The organism is Stenotrophomonas sp. 107298_Sma, assembly GCF_056480345.1.
Genome location: NZ_CM151094.1, coordinates 436,084 through 460,600, shown reverse-complemented (window position 1 = coordinate 460,600; position 24,517 = coordinate 436,084). Strand labels below are relative to the sequence as shown.

Below are 24,517 nucleotides of genomic sequence, written 5' to 3'. Positions count from 1 at the left end.
TAGGCCGCAAGGCCGAAATGCTCCCCCCAGGGCTGACGCCATGGTTGAGGCACTGCGCGGCCTGGGCTACACGACGGCCACGGCGCTGGCAGACCTGGTGGACAACAGCATTTCCGCTGGCGCCGGCCATGTAGAGATCGGGTTCAATTGGAATGGCGTAGACAGCTGGATATCCATTGCAGATGACGGCAGAGGTATGAACGATGCTGAGCTGTTCAGCGCAATGCGCCTCGGTGACCGCAACCCCTTGGACGTACGGGGGGCCTCGGACTTGGGTCGCTTTGGCTTGGGACTCAAGACAGCATCGTTCTCACAAGCCAGAAGGCTGACCGTCTTGAGCGTTAAGGATGGTCAGTCGAGCTGCCTGCGCTGGGATCTGGATGTCTTGGCTTCAGATCCTGACGGCGAGTGGCACCTTCTTGATGGACCCGAGTCGTCCTCCGAGCCACGCCTCGGCCAGCACGCTGCGCAGTCATCAGGGACGGTAGTTCTGTGGGAACAACTCGATCGGATTGTCACTGAAGGCTTCACAAGCAGGCATTTCCTTGATCTCATTGACGACGTGGAGCGCCACCTCGCAATGATCTTCCACCGCTATCTTGATGGCAGCGGTCCCGGAATTGAGCTGCGGCTCAACGGGAAAACAGTGAGACCATGGGACCCATTTCTGTCATCGAATCCGGCAACTTGGAGGTCACCCGAGTCGAGCGTTGGCGAAGGTGGTTTGAGAATCACCAGCCAAGCCTTCGTGCTGCCCCACAAGGACCGTCTCAACGACAAGGCCTACGCTGAAGCGGGCGGAATCGAGGGATGGTCGAGTCAGCAAGGCTTCTACATCTATCGTGAACGGAGACTGTTGGTTGCAGGCAGTTGGCTCGGTCTGGGACGTGGACGCTCTTGGTCCAAGGACGAGGCTCACAGGCTCGCACGCATCCGGCTGGACCTACCCAACGATCTTGATGCGCAATGGAAGATCGACATCCGCAAGTCATCCGCTCATCCTCCCGCTGCACTGCGGGATCAGCTCTACCGCTTGGCCGAAGACGCGCGCGACAGGGCGCGCAAGGTATTCCTGCATCGGGCGCACTCAAATTCATCGCTGGGCCGCCGCGACGAGGTTGTACCCGTGTGGCAGTCCAGAGAGACGGCGACAGGGCGACGTTACCGCGTCGACCGTACACATGCAGCGGTGAAAGAACTGCTGGATGACGCAGCGTACGGCACCAAGGTTGAAGCGATGCTGCGTGTCCTCGAGGAAACTATCCCCGTACAGAGGATCTGGCTTGAAGCTGCAGAAAGCGGAGAGCATGCAAAGGGCGGATTCACAGGGGAGACTGACGACTCAGTTCGAGAGGTTCTCAACGTGATCTACCGGAGCCTGGTTGAGAAGAAGGGCATGTCGCCGAGCATGGCCAAGCGGCAACTTCTAAGAACCGAACCCTTCGATCTGCACCCAGAGCTGGTCAAGAATTTGCCGGACAATATCTCCAAGGACTGAAGAGAGAACCATGAGTGACTCAAGCGAAAGCAGCGTTATCAAGATTGTCCAGGAGCTTCTTGCTGGCGAGAAAGATTCAGGACCGATCACTCCAACGTTGATTGACGAGAAGATCAGCCTGGTGCTGATGATGAATCGAAAGTGGGCAGCCGATCTTGATCGTGACGCTGTTACGGACGAGCTTATCCGGCGATTCAGTGTATGGATCGGTGATGACATCAGTCTCTCCGACGATCGTGGCCATGAACCCTGGCTCGACTCCTCCAGGAAAGAGGACTGGCGTTACTGGCAGCGCTATCGGGAGATGATCGAGAAGGACTTGTCCTGGGACATCGCTGACAAGCTGGACAAATCAACCGACAAGATTCTGGGAATGCTTGAGGATCCTCTGCGCTCTGGCCAGTGGAGTCGCCGGGGGCTTGTTGTCGGGCACGTGCAGTCAGGCAAGACGGCGAGCTATACCGGTCTCGTATGCAAGGCGGCGGATGCGCAGTACAAGATAATCATCGTCCTCGCCGGCCTGCACAACAACCTGCGATCCCAGACCCAGATACGGCTTGAGGAAGGCTTCCTGGGGTATGAGACAAACTCTATGCATGATGTACTCAAGCGCGTGGGCGTCGGCTTGATCGACACCGACCTGTCCATCAAGCCCAATTGCGCTACAACGCGAGCCGACAACGGTGATTTTGGTGGGCTTGCCGGAAAACAGTTTTCGATCAGCCCCGAACAGCGGCCTTGGCTGTTTGTCGTCAAGAAGAACAAATCGATACTTGTCAGGCTTCTCAGGTGGATTCAGACGCACGTCGCGGACGCTCCTGTTCCAGGCGCGGAGCCCGCCTCCGCGAACACGAAAGGGCTTCCTATCGTGGCAAAAAGGGCGACCAAGTTCCCGTTGCTCATCATTGATGACGAGGCTGACAATGCCTCGGTTGACACAGGTGAAGAGGTAGTCGACGAGGATGGAAAGCCCGATGAGGAACATGACCCAACAGCGATCAACAAACTTATCCGGCGCATACTGAATTCGTTCTCGCGCTCAGCGTACGTGGGCTATACCGCTACGCCTTTCGCAAACATCTTCATTCATGAGCGCGGTGAGACACGAAACGAAGGGCCGGACCTGTTCCCCTCTGCCTTCATCCAGAACCTGGCAGCGCCCGACAACTACGTTGGCCCTACGACGATGTTTGGGCAGGCATCCCCGGAGGGTCGCAAGGGACAGCTTCCCCTGACCCGACCTGTGGGCGACTACCAGTCAGACGACAAGACAACGGGATGGATGCCTACGGGCCACAAGATCGATCATGTTCCGCAGTGGAGCAAGGCACACGCGCTACCACCAAGCCTGAGAGAGGCAGTCGACTCCTTTATCTTGGCATGCACTGTCAGGAAGCTCCGTGGCCAAGGAAAGAAGCATAGTTCGATGCTCGTTCACGTCACGCGATTCAACAACGTTCAGAAGGTGGTAAAGGCTGACATTGACGATTACGTCAAGCATGCCCGACAGGCGATTGGGCGCGGGATCGACCACGCCGACGCCCTATCCAGCCTGCAGGAACTGTGGAACCGTGACTTCCTTCCTGCTTCTGCCGCGATTCGTGAGCTTGGGTTGGGTGACCTTCCCAGTGCAGATGCTACTTGGCAAGACGTCGCGTCTGCGCTGCCGGGAGTACTCGATGATATCGAAGTGCGAATGATCAACGGAACTGCCAAGGATGCCTTGGATTACGAGCAGAACAAGGATCGAGGCCTCAAAGTCATCGCCATCGGTGGCGACAAGCTTGCGCGCGGTCTTACGTTGGAAGGTCTCTGCACCAGCTACTTCTTGCGCGCATCAAAGATGTACGACACGCTGATGCAGATGGGTCGGTGGTTCGGATACCGTCCGGGCTACCTTGATCTCTGCCGTCTCTATACATCCCCGGACCTCATCCGCTGGTTCAAGCACATTTCTGATGCATCAGCAGAGCTGAGAGAAGAGTTCGATCTCATGGCCAACTCTGGGGCGACGCCGAGGGAGTTTGGGCTGAAGGTCCAGTCGCATCCCGAGATGATGGTTACGTCGCAGATCAAGATGCGGAGCGCGAAGACACTGCATCTTTCGTACAGTGGAGAGCTTGTTCAGACAGTCAGCTTCCCGACTGATCAACCGACTCTGAATCGAAACCTGGATGCAGGTAATCGGCTTGCCGTTCAAATGGGAAAACCTGACGAGAGCAACCCCATAAAGGCGGCAACCCAAGGGGGCTTCAAGGAATGGCAGGGGCATCTCTGGCGAGGTGTCGACTTCACAACCGTAGCCGACTTCCTTGACAGCTACAGCACACTGTCAGCCGCCCACCGGGTAAACAGCAACGTGATTGCTCAGTTCATCCGCAAGATGGCGGAAGCAAGCGAGCTCACGGAGTGGACAGTGGCTGTTTTGGGGACTCAATCGGGTGAGCCCTACGAGCTTGCTCCAGGGATTAGTGTTGGCATGGCGCGCAGAAAGGCGGATTCGATGGAGGGGAGCCGGTACTCGATTGGTGTCCTCCTTGATCCAACCGACGAGTCAATTGACGTGAGCCAGGATCAATGGGACGCCGCGCTCGCGCTCACCGTGTCCACTTGGGAGAAGAAGGAGGAGAAGAAAAGTGCTTCGGCTCCGGACACCCCCAGCGGCGTAGCGCTGCGCCGAGTTCGAGGCAAGGGAACTTCGACCGTAAGGGCGGAACCAGAGAAGGGCCTCCTGATTCTGTATGTTCTTGATCCAGCTCGTGCGGGCGCCAAGACAGGGGCAGATTGGGAACGCCCGAAGAATCTTGCAGGCGCCCCACCCGTGTTGGCATTTGCCGTGAGCTTCCCTGGAAGCAGCTCCGATATCAAGGTTCCCTACAAGGTGAATAACGTCGGTTGGGAGAGCGAGTATTCCGACATCCCCGAGTACGTCATCAACAACATCGGCTGGGAGGATATGAATGCTCAGCTCCAGCAGTGACACAGAGCTGGTCGCCGCGTGGCGCGCCCTGAGCGGCCTTGCCACAGGGGATGGCTGGAAGGTTATCGAGCTTTTCAGCATTGGAAACTGCTGCGTCATGGCAGGCCGTCGTGGCGCGCGGAATGAAGAGAGCGTCCTGGTCGGCGTCAAGGGAAACGTGCCATCCCAACCATTTCAGCTGCCACGCGGCCAGGGTTTCAGCCTCATAAGCACGGAGCTTCAGGGCCACCATGCAGGCCACTCGTGGTTTGCCTTGGTTCGACAGGAGTCAGGATCGCTTGAGCTCTTTACCAAAGTGGCGGTAGATCTGGTGAACCTGATGGAGAGCACGTCCGCTCAGGACGGCCTACGGATTCATAGTGCAATGATTTCCAGGATCCGTGCTTGGCAAGCCTTCATGAAGCGCGACAGCGATGGCGTTCTTTCCACGGAGGAAGAGATTGGGCTCTTTGGAGAACTCTTGGTTCTTCAAAACCTTCTGGACGATGGAGTTTCAGAGTTCGACGCTCTCGACAGCTGGGCCGGGCCTGACGATGGACTACACGACTTCCTGCTTGGTAATGGTGCAATCGAAGTGAAGACAACCTTGGCACCGGCAGGATTTATCGCGACGGTTTCCAACCTTGATCAGTTGGATGACAGCCTGCACCGGCCCCTCTTTGTTGCGGCGGTTCGTCTGACTCAACTGGGGGGGGGATCAACCCTTCCCGACTTGATTGACCAAGTGGCTGGACGAATCCACGATCCCGGCGCATCTGCCTTGCTGAACAGTCGGCTCGTTTCGGCTGGCTACATGGACATGACTCGAGCCGAGTACACAAGGCGCTTTCGGTCCAGTGAGCTCACATATCGAATCGTATGCGCTGACTCGCCTCGCCTCACTCGTTCCAGCGTGCCCGCAGCAATCCATGAGGCACGTTACTCGCTCGATCTGGATGCATTTCCGATTGCGGCGTCCACTTACGCTGATATTTCGACTAGTCTTGGAGTGAAGAATCAATGGAATTGACCGATTTCCTTTTGCAGATTCGCGCGGAAGTACAGGATGAAATAGAGGATCGAATGTCCGTTTCTGGGGCCGCGTATCCCTATCCCGAGCTGGTTTTCGCCGAGATTACGATGCGCCACATGGAAGAAGTGGGCATGACCTACGAGCCACAGGTCTGCCACGTTGATACGCGCGTCCATGTCGGAAACATCAGGCTAAGCGGATACTCCATCTCTGAGGACGGTGAACGCCTTGACCTGTTCGTGACGTCCTACAAGAATTCGGACAAGGTCCAGGCCGTTCCTGACTCTGAAGCAAAGCAAGCCGCAGAGTACTGCTTCCGATTTCTTTCCCAATCTGCCCAAGGAAAGATGACGAAGACGCTCGATCCATCGAACGATGCTTATGAACTCGCGGTGCATATTGAACGTGGCTATCGGGACTTCGAGGAGATCCGGATCTACGTGCTGACGGATGGTCAGGTAAAGACCAAGAACTTCAAGTCGCAGGAGGTTGGAGGCCGGACCGTACGACTTGAGGTGATGGACATCGAGAGGCTCAACCGCCACCTGTCAGAGGGAAAGCCGAGGGACGAGCTGGTAGTCAATTTTGCGGAAGTTGCAGGCACTCCGCTCCCATGCGTGTATATCCGGGGCGAGGAGGACAGCTATGACTACGCGATGACCGTATTCCCGGCCGATGTGCTACGCCATCTGTATGACAAATACGGCGCCCGACTCCTTGAGGCGAATGTACGGTCATTCTTGAGTGCAACCGGAAAGGTCAACAAAGGCATCCAAGCCACGCTGCGCTCAGAGCCAGAGAAATTTGTCGCCTACAACAATGGCATTGTGGTGGTCGCCGACGAGGTCAGCCTTGGGAAGACCAACGATGGGGGACCAGGCATTGCATGGCTCAAGGGAATGCAAATCGTCAACGGTGGTCAAACGACCGCATCCATCTACTTCACCAAGAAGAAGTTTGCAGACACCGACCTGTCCAAGGTACAGGTTCCGGCGAAGGTCGTAATTCTCAAGACAGAGAACTCCGCCGCGGAAGAGGCGCTTATCAGCGACATCTCGCGGTTCGCGAACAGCCAGAACACGGTCAAGCAGTCCGATCTGTCTGCCAACTCACCGTTCCATGTTGAACTCGAGAAGCTTTCCGATACCGTCTATCTACCAGACGGTGTCGGCCGGTGGTTCTATGAACGTGCCTCAGGTAGTTATAACACCAAGCTGGCGCGCGAAGGCAGTACGCCTGCCAAGTACCGGGCCCTCAAGACCACAGTTATTCCGCCGGCCCGGCGCCTGGTCAAGACAGACCTCGCCAAGTTCCTGAACTCTTGGGATGGACGACCACACCAAGCCAGTCTCGGCGGTCAAAAGAACTTCGCCCGCTTCATGGACGATGTGAAAGAACGGGAAGAGCTTGGAGAATCTGTGGTCCCGGATGCAACTGGGTTCAAGCAGATGATTGCCAAAGTCATCATATTCAAACAGGTTCAGTCGCTCGTGCGTCCTCTATTGCCTGCATTCCAAGGCAATGTTGCCATCTACCTGGTCGCATTGTTGTCCCAGCAGCACGGATCAAAGATCGATCTGATGCGAGTGTGGGAGCAACAGGGTCTCTCTGATGGCTTCAAGGATCAGATCCGGATATGGGCTAAAGAGGTCAATTTGGCCCTCCACGCTTCAGCCAAGGGGAAGATGATCAGCGAGTGGGCAAAGAAGGAAGAGTGTTGGCTCGCCTTGCAGACGATCAAACTTAGTCCGATCCGAACGAAAATTTCAGAGATCAATTAACGAATGGAAGAGGCCGTACGTTTCGGCCTCATCCCCCCACCACCTCTACCTCCAAGACTTCCGTTTTTGCTACTTCAGCGGTGACGGTCTCTGGAAGGGAAAAGGCGATGAGCAGCTCAGGGACAATGATCGCAAGCTGACCAACAATCTGATTGAGTGAATCAAACGCAGCAGCTGGAACCGCCCTCATTCCATGAAAAATTAAATTTCTAACCTGATATAAAGCAGCTTCTGGCGAGCACTCTTCGCCAACTCCACAAATTTGCAAGAAGTCGTTGCAGAATTGCATAAGTTCCACAGCATCTCTGGAGACCCCGGTGTAATCGCCAAACAGAAGCTTTATTCGCTTCTTTTCGGCCATGTCCTCCTTCAGACGATCAAAAAGAGGCCTAATCCTAAAGGGGTCGTCTTTGACGGACTGCATCTCCTCGATAGTACATGACTGCCTATGAGAAAAAACTTTAGCCATCATCATTTCGATGAGCTGATAATAGAGGAAAAACCCAAGCAAAGGCGTATCTGCTGAAGGAAGGAGCCGACTGAATACCTGCTCGATGAAATCGTCGAAACCAAGATCCACCGAGGGAACTTCTAATTTAAAATTTTTCCCAACCGTCCCGAACAATTCCACAGGGGCAGTCCTAAACGAGACGTCCCCAGGGCCACCCTCAGCTGGTACAAACCCGTACCGGTGAAGACAGGGGAGTGCCATACGAAACCCTGGACCTAGCCGATCACCCACACTAGGGCAGTGTAGAATTATTAGCGAATGTTCCTCTTCGAAGAAATCAGAAAGCCTAAACTCCTGATTATTAATCACTGGAACTCTTTTCGTGTAACCTCCGCGCAGAAGAAGCGCATGAGTTGCCGCGTATGCGGCGCGCCTGAAGTACTTGTCCTCATAATAATCGTGGTCCTTCGAGTAAAGCGCAGCTACGGTGCAAAGCCAGCCAACGGTCTTTCCATCGAGAAGAATTGGCTTTACGTTACTCTCAGCATGATTAGCATGGTAGAGAATTCGCACGTGCGCCTCCTCTGCACCCGGCCCTTGCGGACTAAATGGATACGAGACCGTGAAGGAAAACTCGTTTTTCACACCCGCAGTAACAATGAATGCCAACGCATCGTTAGAAAAATCGACACTACCAAGCACCTGGAGCCCGTGGCCATGGAAATCAATTTTTTCGTCCATAGCTAGAGGGTCTGCGACTGGTATTTTTCATATGCCACATCAACCGCACCACCTAGATTCCTGTACGCATCGCCTTCGGGATTAAAGAGCTCCCTAAAGAAAAAGTGAAAATACAATCTTTGCGAATTCCCTATCTTCTTCGAGCTAAGCCTGATTGATTCAAGCGTCTTAAGAAGGACATCCAGATCATCCTCCCCAATAATCAATTTATCGATTGAGTCACGCAGATCATCGAAAGAGCCGACCTTATTGAAATCGCGGAGCTTACCTACGCCAGCACCAAATCCTGCCATGGCCTGCTCTTTCGAGAAAATTCGCCTGGCATCCAATCCAAATGGCTGCCCCCTTATGTCCAGCTCTTGTGAATTGTAAACCTTACCATTGGTGGCCTCGTTCAATTTCACCACCAACGCGTGATAGGTCTCAGTAAACTCCTTGAACAAATTCTGATTACTGTCCTCTTTGGAGAGCTTCTGAAGGCTTTTTACGCTCTCCAGCAAATCGTATCTATCAATAGGAAGCTCATTCCGCTCAAGATAAGAACTAAAGCCATCAATAATCGCTTTGAATGAGTACTTGCCCACTTGATCAACAGCTTCGTCATCCGACTCCCGAACCAGCGTTATCCCACCCATGGGCACACGCGAATAGTCCAAGAAGAGAATTTCTACCTGCTGACGTAAACTCATCGGCGTCTGGCCAGTGTTTAGCGTCAGCATGCGGTAGAGAACGCCAAGTCTGTTCAAACCAATGTAGATTTCAAGACGGAGCTTCTGCTCTCCAAGTTTTCGAACAACCTCACGATCTCCAAGGGCACTTAGCTCCGCTTCAAGCTCGATCATCGACGAAGTTCTTTGCAAGCCATCGAGAATCAGCAAATCGCGACTATGCTTCAGTATGTACTCCACTTCGCCGCCAGCCGGAATTTCATCAGCACCATCACCACTGAGAGCCAGGACAATCGGAGGAATCACACAGCCTCGTTGAATGTCTTCCTTGAGGAGCGAATAGATGGTCGGCGATGACTTCACGCGCCTGCGCTGAAATTCGTTGTTCTTAATAATCTCTTTCGCGATCGCCAAGTACTCGGAAATGCTGACCAGCACCAAGACATTCTTCGCATCGATACGACCATCATGCAGCGTTGATATAAGCTCCACAAATCCCCCATTTATTGCGCTTCTCCAAATAATCAGGAAGCAACAGAACGCTCGAAACAAGAATGCCTAGGCATTGTGGTTTGGAAAAAAAAGGGCGCCGAAGCGCCCCTTTCTTCAAACCCCAACAGGATTAGCCTTCTCCGGATCAATCTTGTACTGCTTGATCGCCCGGGCCACATCCTTCGCGGTCATCTTCCCTTCCTTCGCCAGCGCCGCAATCGCGGCATGCGCGATGTAGTACCGGTCAACCTCAAAGAACCGGCGCAGGTTCGCACGCGTATCCGAACGGCCAAACCCATCCGTACCCAGCACGGTGTACGACATCGGCACGAACGCACGAATCTGGTCCGCATACGCACGCACGTAGTCGGTGGCGGCAATCGCCGGGCCCTGGCGGCCTTCCAGCAGCTCGGTCACGTAGGCCTTGCGCTGCTCACCTTCCGGATGCAGGCGGTTGGCTCGTTCCACGTCGAAACCATCGCGACGCAGTTCGTTGAAGCTCGGGCAGCTCCAGATGTCGGCGGTCACGCCGAAGTCCTTGTCCAGCAGCTCGGCCGCGGCAATGGCTTCGCGCAGGATGGTGCCGGAGCCCAGCAGCTGCACGCGCAGCTCGCCCTTCTTCGGCTTGCCGGCGTCGGTCAGCAGGTACATGCCCTTGACGATGCCTTCGGCCGCGCCTTCCGGCATTTCCGGGTGGGTGTAGTTCTCGTTCATCAGGGTGACGTAGTAATACTCGTCCACCTGGTCTTCCATCATGCGCTTGGTGCCGTGCTGCAGCACCACGGTCACTTCGAAGCCGAAGGTCGGGTCGTAGCTGCGCACGTTCGGAATGCCACCGGCCACCAGATGGCTGAAGCCATCTTCGTGCTGCAGGCCTTCACCGTTCAGCGTGGTGCGGCCGGCGGTGCCACCCAGCAGGAAGCCGCGGGTACGCATGTCGGCGGCCTGCCAGGCGATGTCGCCCACGCGCTGGAAGCCGAACATCGAGTAGTAGATGTAGAACGGCAGCATCGGCACGTTGCTGACCGAGTAGCTGGTACCGGCCGCCATCCACGAGCTGATCGCACCCGGCTCGCTGATGCCCTGCTGCAGCACCTGGCCGCTCTGGTCTTCGCGGTAGAACATCAGCTGGTCGGCGTCGACCGGCTTGTACTTCTGGCCGAACGGCGCGTAGATGCCGATCTGGCGGAACAGGCCTTCCATGCCGAAGGTACGGGCTTCGTCGGCCACGATCGGCACGATGTGCGGGCCCAGTTCCTTGTCGCGCAGGGTGATGTTCAGGCTCTGCACGAAGGCCATGGTGGTGGAGTAGCTGCGCTCGCCGCTGCTCTTCAGCAGGCGGTCGTAGGCTTCCAGCTTCGGCGCCACGAAGGTCTTGTCGGCCTTGCGGCGGCGCTGCGGCAGGTAACCGCCCAGCGCGGCACGGCGTTCCTGCAGGTACTGCACTTCCGGCGAATCCGGGCCCGGGTGGTAGAACGGCACCTGGCCGTCGGCCAGCTGCGCGTCGGTCACCGGAATGTTGAAGCGGTCGCGGAAGTGGCGCACCGCCTCATCGTCCAGCTTCTTGGTCTGGTGGGTCGGGTTCAGTGCCTCACCGGCGCTGCCCATGCCGTAACCCTTCACGGTCTTGGCCAGGATGACGGTCGGCATGCCCTTGGTGTTCACGGCCTGGTGGTAGGCGGCGTACACCTTGTGCGGGTCGTGGCCACCACGGTTCAGGCGCCAGATGTCGTCGTCGCTCAGGCCGGCAACCATCGCAGCGGTTTCCGGGTACTTGCCGAAGAAATGCTCGCGGGTATACGCGCCGCCGAAGGCCTTGCAGTTCTGGTATTCGCCGTCGACGGTTTCCATCATCAGCTTCTTCAGGACGCCGTCGCTGTCCTTGGCCAGCAGGGCATCCCAGTAACCGCCCCACAGCAGCTTGATCACGTTCCAGCCGCCGCCACGGAACACGCCTTCCAGTTCCTGGATGATCTTGCCGTTGCCGCGCACCGGGCCGTCCAGGCGCTGCAGGTTGCAGTTCACCACGAAGATCAGGTTGTCCAGGCCTTCACGGCCGGCCAGGGCGATGGCGCCCAGGGTTTCCGGCTCGTCGCTCTCGCCGTCGCCGATGAAGCACCACACCTTGCGGTCGGACTTCTCGATCAGGCCACGGTTTTCCAGGTAGCGCATGAACTGCGCCTGGTAGATGGCGGCCAGCGGGCCCAGGCCCATCGACACGGTCGGGGTCTGCCAGTATTCCGGCATCAGCCACGGGTGCGGGTACGACGACAGGCCGCCGCCGTCCACTTCCATGCGGAACTTGTCCAGCTGTTCTTCGCTGATGCGGCCTTCCAGGAAGGAACGCGCGTAGATGCCCGGGGCGCTGTGGCCCTGGATGAACAGCAGGTCGCCCGGGTGGTTTTCGCTCGGGGCGCGCCAGAAGTGGTTGAAGCCCACGTCGTACAGGGTGGCGCCGGAGGCGAACGAGGCGATGTGGCCGCCCAGGTCACCCGGCTTGCGGTTGGCGCGGACCACGGTGGCCATCGCGTTCCAGCGGATGATCGAACGGATGCGCCATTCCAGCTCGGCATTGCCCGGGCTCTTGGCCTCGAGCTGCGGCTCGATGGTATTGACGTACTCGGTGGTGGGAGAGAACGGCAGGTAGGCGCCCGAACGACGGGTCAGTTCCACCATGCCTTCCAGCAGCTGATGCGCGCGCTCGGAGCCCTCGACATCAATAACGGCCTTCAACGACTCGATCCACTCCTGGGTTTCCACAGGATTCGGGTCGTTGTTCAGCACCTCGTTCAACCAGTTCATTAGCGCTCCCATAACCGCACGCACGCGCGCGACTGTTGTATAGATTTCTAGACCGCAAAGTGTAGCGCACCAAGGGCTTTCGTCACTTGGCTACGCAGGCGTATGGATGCAACCGGCCAGTGTCCGCAAGGGGCTTGCCGGGCCCGCTGAAGGCCCTGCGGCGGGCCTTGGCGGCTGCGCGGGCTGTCGCTTGCGGGCCGCTGCGCCCATGTGCAGGACGCAGTGTTACCGCTGCCGATGACGGTTGTAGGGCAGCGTGGCGAACCTGCTCGCGAGCGCCCCGGTGCTGGCGCTGAACCGGCGACAACGTGTCGCACCCGCCTCTGGATCGGCGCTGGCATTGGGCCCAGGGTAGACCACGAGTGAGGGGCCAGGTGGCCCTGCTCCCTTCCACAGCATCGCCGGGGCGCCTCGCAGGGGGCGCCCCTTTTGCTGTGCGCGCGGCCGGCCGTGGCCCAAAACGGACCTGCTTGTGGCCGGATCGGTGATTGTCGGCTTCGATATATCGATATATCGTTTGCACACTCGTTTACCGATATATCGAAATGAGCCGTACCGCTTCTCCCAGAGCCCGTTCCACCAATCCGGAAGTGCCACGCCGCAACGGCCAGCCGCGGGTGCTCAGCCGCGGCGACCTGCGCCTGCTGGTGCTGGCCCTGATCGGCGAGCAGCCGCGCCATGGCTACGAGCTGATGCAGCTGATCAGCAACCAGTTCATGCAGGCCTATACGCCCAGCGCCGGCACCATGTACCCGTTGCTGGCCAGCTTCGAGCAGGCCGGCTGGATCGAGGCCGAGGAAGTGGACGGCAAGCGGATCTTCCGCATCACCACCGCCGGCGAGTTCGAGCTGAAGGTGCAACGCACCCAGGTGCGCCTGGCGCAGCGACGCGCCTTCGACCGCGCCCGCGAGATCACCAAGGCCTCGCTGCCGCCGCCGCTGGCCGGCGCCCTGCGCGAGTTCAAGCGGGCGCTGGTGCATCACCACGGCCGCTGGGCCGAGGGCGAGGCGGAAGAAGTAGCGGCGCTGCTGACGCGGGCGTCCGCGCTGCTCAACGGTACGGCCGGTAGCGAGACCCAATCCTTTTCAACGACCCAGCCAGACTGAATCCAGCCAGGTCGCCCCTACGCCGCGCGCCCCCGCGCGACACCTTTACAGGTAGCCCCATGACCGAACACAACAACACGCGCCTGCGCCTGGATGTGCGCTTCCGTGAACTGACCGTGCTGCGCACCGAAGAGGTCACCCCGCACATGCGCCGCGTGGTGCTGGGTGGCGACGATCTGGCCGGCTTCGATTCGCCCGGCGCCGACGACCACATCAAGCTGTTCTTCCCCAACGCCAGCGGCGAGATGGTGCTGCCGGTGCTGACCGCCGAAGGCCGCAGCTACCCGGCCGGCAAGGAGCCTTCGCCGTCGCGCGACTACACCCCGCGCTGGTGGGACCACGAAACCGGCGAGCTGGCCATCGACTTCGTGCTGCACGACCAAGGCATCGCCGGGCCGTGGGCCGAGCAGGCGCAGGCGGGCGACGTGCTGGTGATCGGCGGCCCGCGCGGCTCGTTCGTAGTGGCCGACAGCTACGACGCCTATGTGCTGATCGGCGATGAAACCGCGCTGCCGGCTATCGCCCGCTGGCTGGACGTACTGCCGGACGGTGCCGAGGTGCAGGCCTTCATCGAAGTGAGTGATGAGGCCGAGCGCCAGGACCTGCCGCAGTACGAGAACGTGCGCATCCACTGGCTGGAACGCAACGGCTTCCCGGCGGCCAGCAGCACGCTGCTGGAAGACATGCTGACCGACTTTGAGGCCCCGGACGGCGATGTCTTCTACTGGATCGCCACCGAATCGCGCCGCGCCCGGATGATGCGCAAGTTCATCGAAGGCCACCTGGGCGTGCCGCGCGACTGGATCCGCTCGACCGGCTACTGGAAGGCCCACCCGGACGAAACCGACGGCGATTGAGCAAAGGACGGTAGGTGCGGACCGTTGGTCCGCACGCCCTCCGATGGGTAGTGCCGGCCGCTGGCCGGCAACCTCATGAACCTTCGGCAGGAACCTGCAGCTGCCGGCCAGCGGCCGGCACTACCGCGCTGGATGCCACCCGCCGCGTCCACCCGAACCGCTGCGCGGCCCAGATCTCCAGCGCCACCAGCAGCGCGATGATCAGCAACGGCAACAGTAACCCGAAGTACACGCCGGGCATCATGCCGTTGATCTGTGCCTTCACCAGCCGCAGCACGCCACGGGTGTGCAGCAGCTCATCCACATGCATGGTCAGCGCCTCGCGCACCACCTTGGGCTCCAGCCCGATCGTGCCGGCCTTGTCCACCAGCGTGTCTTCCAGCATGCCGCGCAGCAGGCCTTCGCGCACTTTGCCGATCACCCAGCCGGTGCCGCGTGCCAACGAGCCGTTGCCAAGACGATCAAGGCCGGGCAGCGGGTGTTCGCTGAGGTAGGCCGAGGCGATGGTGTCGGCCACATCGCCCACCGTGCCCTGGCTGCGCAATGCCTCGCGCATGCGCGGGTCGTCCAGTGAGTCGGTAAAGCCTTCGCTCCAGCCTTCCACCAGGGTCTGCAGGTGCGGCTGGAAATGATCGAGCTGCTTGAACAGCGCGCGGTGCGCACCGGCGGTGAAACCCAGCTGCAGGCCGAAGAAGGCGGTGGCCAGCGGCAGCAGCACCACGTAGCTGGCCAGCAGCCAGTGATGCCAGCGCTTGCGCCGCTGCAGCCAACCGCGGCGGTGCAGCCAGCGCCAGGCGAAGATGCCCAGCACCAGGCCAAGCAACGTGCCGAGCAGGCTGCCGCCCAGCAGATCGAGCACGCTGAGGCCCGTCCAGAATTCGTTCAACCAGTACTGCGTGTCCTGCATGGGTCTTCCTTCCGTGGGTGGTACAGCGGGCCATTGTAGAGCCGAGCCCATGCTCGGCTGCTTTTCGTTCCGCCATCGGAGAACCCTCGCGCTGCGCGCGATGAGCCGAGCATGGGCTCGGCTCTACAGGTATTCCGCCGCCCGGTTCAACGCATCAGCCGGCAAGCAATGCGACAATCGCGCTCCTTTCCTGCAGCAACGAGGCCCACATGGCCAAACTGACCCTGGCCAGCGTGGACGCGCTGCGTACCCGCTTTGCCGATGACGCCGCCTGCGACGCGGCACTGGGCGCCTTCGCCGACACCGCTGCGCTGCGTGTACCGCTGCGTGAGCTGGTGGAGGCACAGCACCGCTACCTGCAGGCCGAATTCGAAGTAGCGCAGGTGGCCGACGTGCTGCGCCGCGACCAGAAGTACGCGCCGGTGGGCCGGCCTTCGATCAACATCGTGCAGCTGCGCAAGCAACAGGCCGCGACCAAGCAGGCAGCGCTGATCGCGCGCCAGGTGGTGGCGCAGGCCGCGCAGACCTTCGCGCGCGTGAGCGGGATGACGGTGAAGGCCAAGCAGAGCCCGAGCGAGGCGTGCGTGGCGTGGTTGGGCGCGTTGCGCTGAGCGCGCATACCCGGTAGTGGCCAACCTTGGTTGGCCTGCGGAGTGCCCGTGTGCCAACCAAGGTTGGCATCTACCAGGGCGTGTTCCCCAGCACTCAAAAAGAAGGCCCGCTTTTCAGCGGGCCTTCTGCCTTCTCACGACGAGTGAGTGGGGTGCATCAAGCGGCCGGCTTTTCGCCGGTGGCTTCGGTGGTGATGCGGATCTTCACTTCATCGCTGACGTTCGGGGCATACGCGCCGACGCCGAAATCGCTGCGCTTCAGGGTGGTGGTGGCATCGAAGCCAGCGGCCGGAACCTTGGCCATCGGGTGCTCGCCGCCGCCATTGACGGTCACGTCCAGGGTGACCGGCTTGGTGATGCCCTTGATGGTCAGGTCACCGGTCACGCTCAGCTTGTTGGTGCCAGCAGCTTCCACCTTGGTGCTCTTGAAGGTGGCATCGGCGAACTTGGCGGCGTCGAAGAAGTCGGCGCTCTTCAGGTGCTCGTCGAACTTGGCGGTGAAGCTGTTCAGGCCGCTCAGCGGCAGCTTCACTTCCACGGTGGACTTGGTCACGTCTTCGGCGTTGTACACCAGGGTGCCTTCAACGTTGCCGAAGTGTGCGCTCGGGTTGGAGAAGCCGAAGTGGCTCCACTGGGCCAGCACGTCGGTGTGGGTCGGGTCCAGCTTGTAGGTGCCCGAGGCGATCTTGATCGCTTCGGCGGCCGGCGCGGCAGCAGCGGCATCGGCGGCCGGGGTGGCGGCCTGCTCGGTGGTGGCCGGGGCGGCGGCATCGGCGGCCGGGGCAGCGGTGTCGGCCGGCTTGGAGCAGGCGGCGATGGCCAGCGTCAGGGCCAGCGGCAGCAGCAGTTTACGGGTGGCGCTCATCTCAGGAACTCTCCGGATCGTAGGGTGGGTACACGGTGTAGCAAGAGCCCGCCGCGGGACGGCGGGCCCGAAACCGATACAACGACTTACGCGATGCGCGCCGCTTCGTCGAACGACAGGCGCGGCAGACGCGGGAACAGGCCCGCCGAGTCACCGTAACCCAGGTTGACCAGGAAATTCGACTTGATGGAGGTGCCGGCGAAGAAGGCTTCATCCACCTTGGCCGCATCGAAGCCGGACATCGGACCGGCATCCAGGCCCAGCGCGCGCGCGGCCAGGATCAGGTAGGCACCCTGCAGGCTGCCGTTGCGGATGGCGGCTTCGTGGCGGCCTTCCTGCGGGCCGTCGAACCAGGCCTTGGCATCGGTGTGCGGGAACAGGTACGGCAGCTTCTCGTGGAAATCCAGGTCGAAGCCGATGATGACGGTGACCGGGGCGGCCATGGTCTTGTCATGGTTGCCTTCGGACAGGGCCGGGGCCAGCTTGGCCTTGGCTTCCTTCGAGGTGACGAAGACGAAACGGGCCGGCGTGGTGTTGGCCGCGGTCGGTCCCCACTTCACCAGGTCGTACAGTTCCTGCAGCAGGCTGGCCGGGACCGGCTTGTCGAGGAAGGCGTTCTGGGTGCGGGCAGTGCGGAACAGCTGGTCGAGGGCAGCAGCGTCGAGCGCGTGGGACATCAGTGGATCTCCAGGGCGGCTAAGGGAAGGTCAGTGCCCGCGGGCGGCGCGGGGCGAATCGACGAGCCGCAGTGTAGAGTGTCGCGACTGTTGCAACACCCAGCAGGACTGAAACGAATTAATGCCAATGGTGAAACGATCGAGCGCGCCTTGGACGGTCACTGACGGCCGTGCCGGCAATGTCCGCCAGGCGGTCGCGCTGGCCTCGGCGCTGCGTCTGGGTACCCATCAGCCGCTGGTCCTGCAGCCCCGTGCGCCCTGGCGCTGGTTGTCGCCGCGGCGGCTGCCGGGCGATGTGGACGGCTACGGCGAGGCCTTCACGACACTGGCTGCGGACGCCCCGCCGTTGGCGATCGGCTGTGGCCGCCAGTCCGCCGGCGCCCTGCGCGTGCTGCGTGCGCGTGGCAGCCAGGTGGTGCAGATCCTCGACCCGCGCATCAGCGCCCGCCACTGGGACATGGTGGTGGTGCCCGAGCACGATGCTCTGCGTGGCAGCAATGTGCTGACCCTGCTCGGCAGCCTCAACCCGGTGGACGACGACTGGCTGGCCTGGGGTCGTGCCGCGTTCGCCAGCTTCAGCACCCTGCCCGGCCCGCGCACCGCGTTGCTGGTGGGTGGACCGACGCCGCTGGCCCCGTGGGACGAGGCAGCGATGGTGGGCGTGTTCCAGGCGCTGGCCGATCAGATCCGCGCTGAGGGCGGCAGCCTGCTGGCCACGACTTCGCGGCGCACGCCACCGGCATTGGCCGAGATCCTGCGCGCGAAGTTCGCCGACCTGCCACATGTGATCTGGGGCGATGGCGGCGATGGCGTGAACCCGTACGCGGGCCTGCTGGGCTGGTCCAACCGCGTGGTCGTCTCGCCCGATTCGGTGAACCTGCTTTCTGAAGCCTGTGCCACGCGCATGCCGGTGATGGTGGCGCTGGCTGATACCGCGCAGGGGCGGCTGGCACGTTTCCAGCATCAGCTGCGCGAGCGCGGGCGGTTGCAGCCGCACTGGCTGGACTGGCAGTACGACCGCATCGAGCCGCTGCGCGAAACCGCGCGGATCGCTGCGGAAGTGAAGCAGCGTTTGGCATTGAGGTAGTGCCGGCCGCTGGCCGGCAACGCTATATGCATTACCGAAGCCCCTGCCATTGCCGGCCAGCGGCCGGCACTACCCCGTTCGTCCAGCGATTTCTGAACACTTGGATCCGCCTGCGCGGTTAGAGTCCAGCTTCCCCCATCACACTGAACGTCTTCATGCGTACCCTGCTCCTGCTGCCCCTAGCCCTGCTCGCTGCCTGCTCCACCACGCCCACCGAGCTGGACCCGATTTCTTACCAGTGCCAGCAGCAGCTGGATGCATACCGCGAACAGCCAGCGCTGCGCGATCCGAAGACTGGCGAGCGCCCACCGCTGCCGATCGCGCCGATCAGCGACGCCTGTGACCGGGAACTCAAGCGCAAGGGCGTGGACCGCCCGCTGCGCTGACCGGCGTATGATCGGCGCGCGGGCCTGCCCGCCGTTGAAGGTATCGACATGGATCGTTTTTCCCGCCTGCCCCGCGCCGCGCTGCTGATCGCCAGCCTGCTGGCGACCGCACCGGCATGGGCCAACAGCACCGAGTGCCGCGAGCGCTACCCGAGCGTGGCCTCGCAGGCGGCGATGCTGGACGTGGCCTGGACCACCGCCGAGCGCTTGGACGCGCTGCCCGACGTGGACGTGGTGGTAGCCGCACGTGGCGGCCAGGACCTGAGCCGCTACGGCCTGCGCCATAGCCATCTGGCCTTCCTGCTGCGCGAGGACGATGGCCGTTGGCGCGCGATGCACCTGCTCAACCGCTGCAAGACCGACAGCTCGCAGCTGTTCCACGAAGGGCTGGGCAACTTCGTCGGCGAGAGCGGCGGCCATACCGACCTGCGCATCGGCGTGCCATCCGCACCGTTGCGTGCAGCACTGCGCGCGATGCTGGTGTCACCGTCGATCCAGCCAAAAGCGCTGCACGAAACCAGGTACAACGTGGTCGCCTACCCGTTCGCCACCGACTACCAGAACTCCAACCAGTGGGTGCTGGAAGTGCTGGCGGCGGCGATGGCGCAGGCCGATGGCGCGCCGGCCATCGTCAAGCGTGAGCAGGCCCAGCAGTGGCTGCGCCAGCAGAAGTACCAGCCCAGCGTGCTGCATATCGGCCTCGGCAAGCGCGTGGGTGCGCGCCTGTTCGTGGCCAACGCCACCACCACCGACCATCCGGCCGGCGAGCGCATCTCCGGCAACTATTCGGTGGTGACGGTGGAATCGGTGTTCGATTTCCTGCACCAGCGCAGCCAGCTGCAGCAGGAACTGGTGATCCCTCACGTGCCGGTGGCCGGTGCCGCCGCAGCCAGCCCCTGAATCCCGCAAGGAGAACGAGATGCGCCTTTCGCACGCTGTCCTGATGCCGCTGTTGATTCTCACCGGCCTGGCCTGCTCGACCGCCGCCCACGCCGAACGCCGCATCGTGATCATCCACGACCCGGGCCCGCAGGGGCCGAGCCTGGAGATGTCCACGCAGATGGTGGCGTCGGCCCGCGCGGCAGCGGCGAAGGAAGCCCAGGATGCAGCCGACGCGGGTCGCCCATTGGCCCGTCAGCAGCAGATCAAGCTGCCGCAGATGCAGGTGAGCGCCATCGCCACCACCGTGGATGGCCGCCGCGAAGTGCTGCTGCGTGATGCCAACGATCCGCAGAACACCGCATCCATGCAGTACCCGCGCGGCATCGGCGATCCGGCCGTGCAGTTCACCGTGGGCCAGACCGTGAACTTCGAGCCGACCGGGGCCGACCAGGGCTGGCAGCTGAAGGACAACCAGGGCCGTCCACTGGAATACCTGCCCGAGGCCACCGGCCCGCGCGACATTTTCGATACCCGGCGCTGAGCCGCCGTCCCCACGTTGACCAGGAGGTCTCCATGTTCCGTTGCCTGCGCATTCCCACCACTGCTCTGCTGCTTTCGGCGCTGATGGTGCCCACCGTCCACGCTGGCGCTGCGCCGCAGTTGAACAGCAGCGAGGCCAGCGTGCTGATCACCTCGCTGATCGTGGTGTCAGTGCCCCTCGCTGCGTCGGCGGGCTTGTCTGAATTGTCGAAGGCGCCGTTCAAGGCCAGCGAGCGCCGTGAGAAAGCCCACCGCACCAAGGCGGTGCCGCTGCCACCGATGGAAGTGAAGAAGGTGGAGACTACGGCGGCGGGCGAACGCCAGGTGCAGCTGCAGGTGCCCGACAAGGCCGACCAGACCGCCACGCTGCGCTGGCCGGCGCGCGTGCATGAGGACCAGACGGCGGCCTTCGTGGTCGGCCAGCAGGTGCATTTCGACCCCACCGAGGCCGGTGCCGGCTGGACCGTGAAGAGCGCGCAGGGCCAGGCGCTGGCCTATGTGCCGACCGCCTACGCCGCCGGCGACGTGATGAGCGAAGCGCTGTAAAGCTGAACGACCGGTTTTGGCTTTGCCGCAGCCCGGGCGGATAATGGGCGATCCCCTTTGTCCCCCTGGCTCGCCATGTCCGTGCGTCCTGCCCCTGTGTTTGCCCCGTTGACCGCCCGCGCCCTGGTGCTGGCGGTACTGGCGATGGGCGCGGTGGTGCTGCTGTCCAACGTGCTGGTGCAGTACCCGATCAACGATTGGCTGACCTGGGGTGCTTTCAGCTACCCGGTCGCGTTCCTGGTCAGCAACCTGATCAACCGCCGCTTCGGCCCGGGCCCTGCCCGCCGCGTGGCGTGGATTGGTTTCGCGGTGGCGGTGCTGTTGTCGGTGTGGGTTGCCACCCCGCGCATCGCGATTGCCTCGTGCTCGGCCTTCATCGTGGCGCAGCTGCTGGACATCACCGTGTTCGACCGCCTGCGCCGTGGCAGCTGGTGGCGTGCACCGATGGTGGCCACTACCTGCAGCGCGACGGTGGATACCACCATTTTCTGGTCGATCGCGTTTGCCGGTTCGACCCTGCCGTGGGTGAGCTGGGCCGCCGGCGACCTGGCGGTGAAGCTGGCGATCGGCGTGTGCCTGCTGGCCCCGTTCCGCGCGTTGCTGTGGAAGATGGCGCCGCTGCGCACCACCAGCTGACCGCACATGCTCTGGCAGGTGCCAACCTTGGTTGGCACGCCGTTGCCGGGGTCATGGACGCTGATGGGTTGTGCCAACCAAGGTTGGCACCTACCAACAGCAGGCCAACGGTCAGATCATTGATCCGGCAGGTCATCGCCGAGCCATTGCTCTGGTGGGTGCAACCCTTCAGGCGAACGGCAGCTCCGCGGCGATGCACGCCGCCGCAATCGCGGCACATGCATCTTCAATCGCCGGCGTCGTCGGTGCCAGTCGCGGCCGCCGGTCCAGCGTGCAGGCCAGGCCCACGTCCAGCAACGTGGCATGCGCTCCATGCAGCGCCTGCGCGGTGGCATCCGGCAGGAAACCAACGACCGCCAGCGCATCGATCAATGACGGCGTATCGCGCGGCTGCAGCAACGCCACATGCTGCGCGCTACGCGCCAGCACGCCGGTCTGCAGCAGGAACTCCAGGTCCACCACGCCACCGGCACCCTGCTTCAGGTCCAGCCGCGCGGCATCGCTGCGGTCCAGTTCGGTGCGCATGCGGCCGCGCATCTTCAGCACGTCCGCGTACAGCACACCCGTGTCGCGTTCGCGGCCCAGCGTCTGCGCACGCACCTGTTCGAAGTCGGCCAGCAGACTGGCATCACCGGCCACGCCCCGCGCGCGCACCAAAGCCTGGTGTTCCCAGGTCCACGCGCGCTCGCGCTGGTATTCGGTGTAGCTGGCCAGCGAAGAGACCAGTGAGCCCTTGCCGCCATCCGGGCGCAGGCGAACGTCGATGTCGTAAAGGCGGCCGGCGGCGGTGACTGCACCGAGCAACGCCATCACCTTCTGCGCAAGGCGTGCGTACCAGCGCCCCGGTTCCAGCGGCCGTGCCCCATCGCTGGCATCCACGCCGGCCGGGTTGTCGTGCAGGAACACCAGGTCCAGATCGGAGCCGAAGCCCAGCTCCAGTCCACCCAGGCTGCCATAGCCGATGATCGCGAAGCGCCCGCCGGGAATCTCGCCGTGTGCGGCGCGCATGTCCGCCTCGGCCATCGCCAATACGGTAACCACCACCGCCTGCGCCAGTTCGGCCAATTGCCGGGTGCTGTCGACCGCGCCCTGGCGGCCATCCAGCGTGGCCATCGCCATGCGGAAGCTGAGTGCCAGCCGCGTTTCATTGAGCCAACGCAGCGCGGATTCGGGATCTTCCACCGTCAGCACCTGCTGGCACTCGGCCAGCATGCCAGCGGCATCCGGCATCGGCCCGGACACGCGCACGTCCAGCAGTTCGTCCAGCAGCAGCGGATACGCTGCCAGGCGCTCGGCCAGCAACGCGCTGCGCGCCAGCACGTCTACCAGCCGCGCCAGTGCGCTGGGCTGTTCGTCCAGCAAGGCGAGATAGCTGGTCCGGCGCAGCACCGCCTGCAGCAGGCCAAGCACGCGCTTCAGCGCGGCATCGGGCTGTGGCGAGCGCGTGGCCGCATGCAACAGCGCAGGCAGTACGCGATCCAGCCGCGCACGCGCGGCATCAGACAACGACTTCACGCCGGTGCCCTGGGCGAAATCGCGCAGCGACTGGTCGGCGCCGTTGGCATCGAGGAAACCGGCTTCGGCCAGCAGTGGTGCATTGCTGCCTTCGGGCAGGCTGCGCCAATAGTTGGCCAGCGCGTCGGGCGCGGCCTGGCCCTTGCGCGGCGCCAGCAACGCGGCGAATTCAGTACTGACCCGCTGCTGCTGTTCCGCCAGCGCCGCACGCAGCACGTCCCAATCCGGATAGCCCAGACCCACGGCGATGCGTTCGCGGTCGAGTGCATCATTGGGCAGCACATGGGTCTGCGCGTCACGCAGCATCTGCAGGCGGTTTTCCAATCGGCGCAGGAACAGGTAGGCCTCGCGCAGCGCGCTGCCATCCTCGGGCGCGATCTGTCCGGCGGCCACCAGTGCGTCCAGCGCCACCAGCAGGCGACGCTCGCGCAGTGCCGGTTCACGGCCACCGCGGATCAGCTGCAGCGCCTGGCACAGGAATTCGATTTCGCGGATGCCTCCGGCGCCGCGCTTGATGTCGTCGTGCAGTTCCCGGCGCGCGACTTCGGCAGTGATGGCCGCCTTCATCTCGCGCAGGCCGTCGAGCGCGGTGAAGTCCAGGTAGCGGCGGTACACGAACGGGCGCAGCGTCTGCAGCCACGCCTCGCCGGCATCGATGTCGCCGGCCACCGCGCGCGCCTTCAGCCAGGCATAGCGTTCCCAGTCGCGGCCCTCGCGCTGGAAATACTGGTCCATCGCCGCGAACGACAGCGCAACGCGGCCGGCGCTACCGAACGGACGCAGGCGCAGGTCGACGCGGTGGCTGAAACCATCGACGGTGGTTTCGTCCAGCAGCTTGGCCAGGCGCTGGCCGAGGCGGGCGAAATACTCTTCGGCCGCCAACGGACGCGGTCCATCGGATTCACCGCCCTGCGGATAGGCGTAGACCAGGTCTACATCGGAACTGAAGTTGAGCTCGCCACCGCCGAGCTTGCCGAGGCCGAACACCACCAGCTGCTGCGGGTTGCCGTGTTCATCGGCGATGACGCCGTGGCGCTGGGCGAATTCCTGCTGCAGGGCATCCAGTGCCAGACGCAGGCAGTCCTCGGCCAGGGTGGTGGCACCGGCGAGGGTCTGCGGCACGTCGTCGAGGCCGGCCAGGTCACGCCAGATCAGCCGCGTGGACATCGCGGTGCGCCAGCGCCGGATCTGCGCCGGCCAGTCGCTGGGCTGCAGCGGATCGAGCACCGGCGCCGGGATCGGCGGGCAGCTGGGGGCGGCCAGCTGTGCCAGCAAGGCCGGTTGCCGCACGAGGGTGTCCAGCGCGAAGTCGCTGGCCACCGCCAGCTGGTTCAGCAACGGCAGCAGATCGGCCGGGACGGGCTCGGGCAGGACCTGGGCCAGACGGGCCAAAGCGCGGTCGACAAGGGGCTGCAGGGAGGCGGGCAGGTCAGCGGGGGCGAGGGTCATGGGCTGATTCTCACGGGGTCGGATCCCT

The 24,517-nt window shown here is 62.2% G+C and carries 20 protein-coding genes; 13 read left to right on the top strand and 7 right to left on the bottom strand.

Annotation, left to right across the window (positions count from 1 at the left end):
- Nucleotides 1–40 precede the first annotated feature (40 nt).
- Genes ACZK2G_RS02125 through ACZK2G_RS02110 form a run of 4 tightly spaced genes read left to right on the top strand, consistent with a single transcriptional unit; the run spans nucleotide 41 to nucleotide 7,271 of the window.
- A complete protein-coding gene (locus tag ACZK2G_RS02125) occupies nucleotides 41–1,498 on the top strand; it encodes an ATP-binding protein (RefSeq protein ID WP_478474543.1) in 1,458 nt (485 codons plus the stop codon).
- A 10-nt stretch (nucleotides 1,499–1,508) separates the two neighbouring features.
- The gene (locus tag ACZK2G_RS02120; protein WP_478474541.1) at nucleotides 1,509–4,478 is read left to right on the top strand and encodes a Z1 domain-containing protein; all 2,970 of its coding nucleotides are present in this window, start codon (nucleotides 1,509–1,511) and stop codon (nucleotides 4,476–4,478) included.
- Nucleotides 4,459–5,487: a PD-(D/E)XK motif protein gene (locus ACZK2G_RS02115; RefSeq protein WP_478474539.1), complete on the top strand. Its 1,029-nt coding sequence runs from the start codon at nucleotides 4,459–4,461 to the stop codon at nucleotides 5,485–5,487. The genes ACZK2G_RS02120 and ACZK2G_RS02115 overlap by 20 nt, the downstream gene beginning before the upstream one ends.
- Nucleotides 5,478–7,271 (top strand): AIPR family protein, encoded by a 1,794-nt coding sequence (locus ACZK2G_RS02110; RefSeq protein WP_478474537.1) that lies wholly within the window; start codon nucleotides 5,478–5,480, stop codon nucleotides 7,269–7,271. Before ACZK2G_RS02115 ends, ACZK2G_RS02110 begins: the two co-directional genes overlap by 10 nt.
- A gap of 28 nt (nucleotides 7,272–7,299) precedes the next feature.
- Here the strand turns inward: ACZK2G_RS02110 and ACZK2G_RS02105 are convergent, their stop codons facing one another.
- The 3 genes from ACZK2G_RS02105 to aceE all read right to left on the bottom strand — a co-directional run bounded on the left by ACZK2G_RS02105 (nucleotide 7,300) and on the right by aceE (nucleotide 12,425).
- The gene (locus tag ACZK2G_RS02105; RefSeq protein WP_478474535.1) at nucleotides 7,300–8,463 is read right to left on the bottom strand and encodes a hypothetical protein; all 1,164 of its coding nucleotides are present in this window, start codon (nucleotides 8,461–8,463) and stop codon (nucleotides 7,300–7,302) included.
- A gap of 2 nt (nucleotides 8,464–8,465) precedes the next feature.
- Nucleotides 8,466–9,569 (bottom strand): hypothetical protein, encoded by a 1,104-nt coding sequence (locus ACZK2G_RS02100; RefSeq protein ID WP_478474533.1) that lies wholly within the window; start codon nucleotides 9,567–9,569, stop codon nucleotides 8,466–8,468.
- Nucleotides 9,570–9,737: 168 nt separating this feature from the next.
- A complete protein-coding gene (gene aceE, locus ACZK2G_RS02095) occupies nucleotides 9,738–12,425 on the bottom strand; it encodes a pyruvate dehydrogenase (acetyl-transferring), homodimeric type (protein ID WP_046984452.1) in 2,688 nt (895 codons plus the stop codon).
- A gap of 545 nt (nucleotides 12,426–12,970) precedes the next feature.
- On the opposite strand from aceE, the gene ACZK2G_RS02090 reads away from it, so the two are divergent.
- Nucleotides 12,971–13,531, top strand: coding sequence for a PadR family transcriptional regulator (locus ACZK2G_RS02090; RefSeq protein ID WP_478474531.1), 561 nt, complete (start codon nucleotides 12,971–12,973; stop codon nucleotides 13,529–13,531).
- A 59-nt stretch (nucleotides 13,532–13,590) separates the two neighbouring features.
- Entirely contained in the window at nucleotides 13,591–14,388 is a 798-nt protein-coding gene (locus ACZK2G_RS02085) for a siderophore-interacting protein (protein ID WP_119007553.1), read from the top strand.
- 73 nt (nucleotides 14,389–14,461) lie between these two features.
- On the opposite strand, the gene ACZK2G_RS02080 is transcribed toward ACZK2G_RS02085, so the two are convergent.
- Nucleotides 14,462–15,295, bottom strand: coding sequence for a hypothetical protein (locus ACZK2G_RS02080; RefSeq protein ID WP_478474529.1), 834 nt, complete (start codon nucleotides 15,293–15,295; stop codon nucleotides 14,462–14,464).
- Nucleotides 15,296–15,504: 209 nt separating this feature from the next.
- Here ACZK2G_RS02080 and ACZK2G_RS02075 point away from each other — a divergent pair, with 209 nt between their 5' ends.
- Nucleotides 15,505–15,906 (top strand): hypothetical protein, encoded by a 402-nt coding sequence (locus ACZK2G_RS02075; protein WP_046984456.1) that lies wholly within the window; start codon nucleotides 15,505–15,507, stop codon nucleotides 15,904–15,906.
- A gap of 157 nt (nucleotides 15,907–16,063) precedes the next feature.
- On the opposite strand, the gene ACZK2G_RS02070 is transcribed toward ACZK2G_RS02075, so the two are convergent.
- Nucleotides 16,064–16,771: a YceI family protein gene (locus tag ACZK2G_RS02070; RefSeq protein WP_428709680.1), complete on the bottom strand. Its 708-nt coding sequence runs from the start codon at nucleotides 16,769–16,771 to the stop codon at nucleotides 16,064–16,066.
- Between the two features lie 86 nt (nucleotides 16,772–16,857).
- The gene (locus ACZK2G_RS02065; RefSeq protein WP_004139510.1) at nucleotides 16,858–17,448 is read right to left on the bottom strand and encodes a malonic semialdehyde reductase; all 591 of its coding nucleotides are present in this window, start codon (nucleotides 17,446–17,448) and stop codon (nucleotides 16,858–16,860) included.
- 127 nt (nucleotides 17,449–17,575) lie between these two features.
- On the opposite strand from ACZK2G_RS02065, the gene ACZK2G_RS02060 reads away from it, so the two are divergent.
- The 6 genes from ACZK2G_RS02060 (at nucleotide 17,576) to ACZK2G_RS02035 (ending at nucleotide 21,525) form a co-directional block, all read left to right on the top strand.
- Nucleotides 17,576–18,535 carry a mitochondrial fission ELM1 family protein gene (locus ACZK2G_RS02060; protein WP_426354546.1) on the top strand — a complete coding sequence of 320 codons (960 nt, stop codon included), beginning with the start codon at nucleotides 17,576–17,578 and terminating at the stop codon, nucleotides 18,533–18,535.
- A gap of 155 nt (nucleotides 18,536–18,690) precedes the next feature.
- Nucleotides 18,691–18,921 (top strand): hypothetical protein, encoded by a 231-nt coding sequence (locus ACZK2G_RS02055; RefSeq protein ID WP_046984459.1) that lies wholly within the window; start codon nucleotides 18,691–18,693, stop codon nucleotides 18,919–18,921.
- A 48-nt stretch (nucleotides 18,922–18,969) separates the two neighbouring features.
- Nucleotides 18,970–19,821 (top strand): DUF2145 domain-containing protein, encoded by an 852-nt coding sequence (locus tag ACZK2G_RS02050; RefSeq protein ID WP_478474527.1) that lies wholly within the window; start codon nucleotides 18,970–18,972, stop codon nucleotides 19,819–19,821.
- Between the two features lie 19 nt (nucleotides 19,822–19,840).
- Nucleotides 19,841–20,344, top strand: a complete 504-nt coding sequence (locus ACZK2G_RS02045; RefSeq protein ID WP_046984475.1) for a hypothetical protein — start codon at nucleotides 19,841–19,843, stop codon at nucleotides 20,342–20,344.
- A gap of 32 nt (nucleotides 20,345–20,376) precedes the next feature.
- Nucleotides 20,377–20,889, top strand: a complete 513-nt coding sequence (locus ACZK2G_RS02040; protein ID WP_253079214.1) for a hypothetical protein — start codon at nucleotides 20,377–20,379, stop codon at nucleotides 20,887–20,889.
- A gap of 75 nt (nucleotides 20,890–20,964) precedes the next feature.
- Complete coding sequence (locus ACZK2G_RS02035) at nucleotides 20,965–21,525, top strand: queuosine precursor transporter (RefSeq protein WP_337302603.1); 561 nt, start codon at nucleotides 20,965–20,967, stop codon at nucleotides 21,523–21,525.
- A gap of 168 nt (nucleotides 21,526–21,693) precedes the next feature.
- On the opposite strand, the gene glnE is transcribed toward ACZK2G_RS02035, so the two are convergent.
- Entirely contained in the window at nucleotides 21,694–24,489 is a 2,796-nt protein-coding gene (gene glnE, locus ACZK2G_RS02030) for a bifunctional [glutamate--ammonia ligase]-adenylyl-L-tyrosine phosphorylase/[glutamate--ammonia-ligase] adenylyltransferase (RefSeq protein ID WP_478474525.1), read from the bottom strand.
- Between the last annotated feature and the right edge of the window lie 28 nt (nucleotides 24,490–24,517).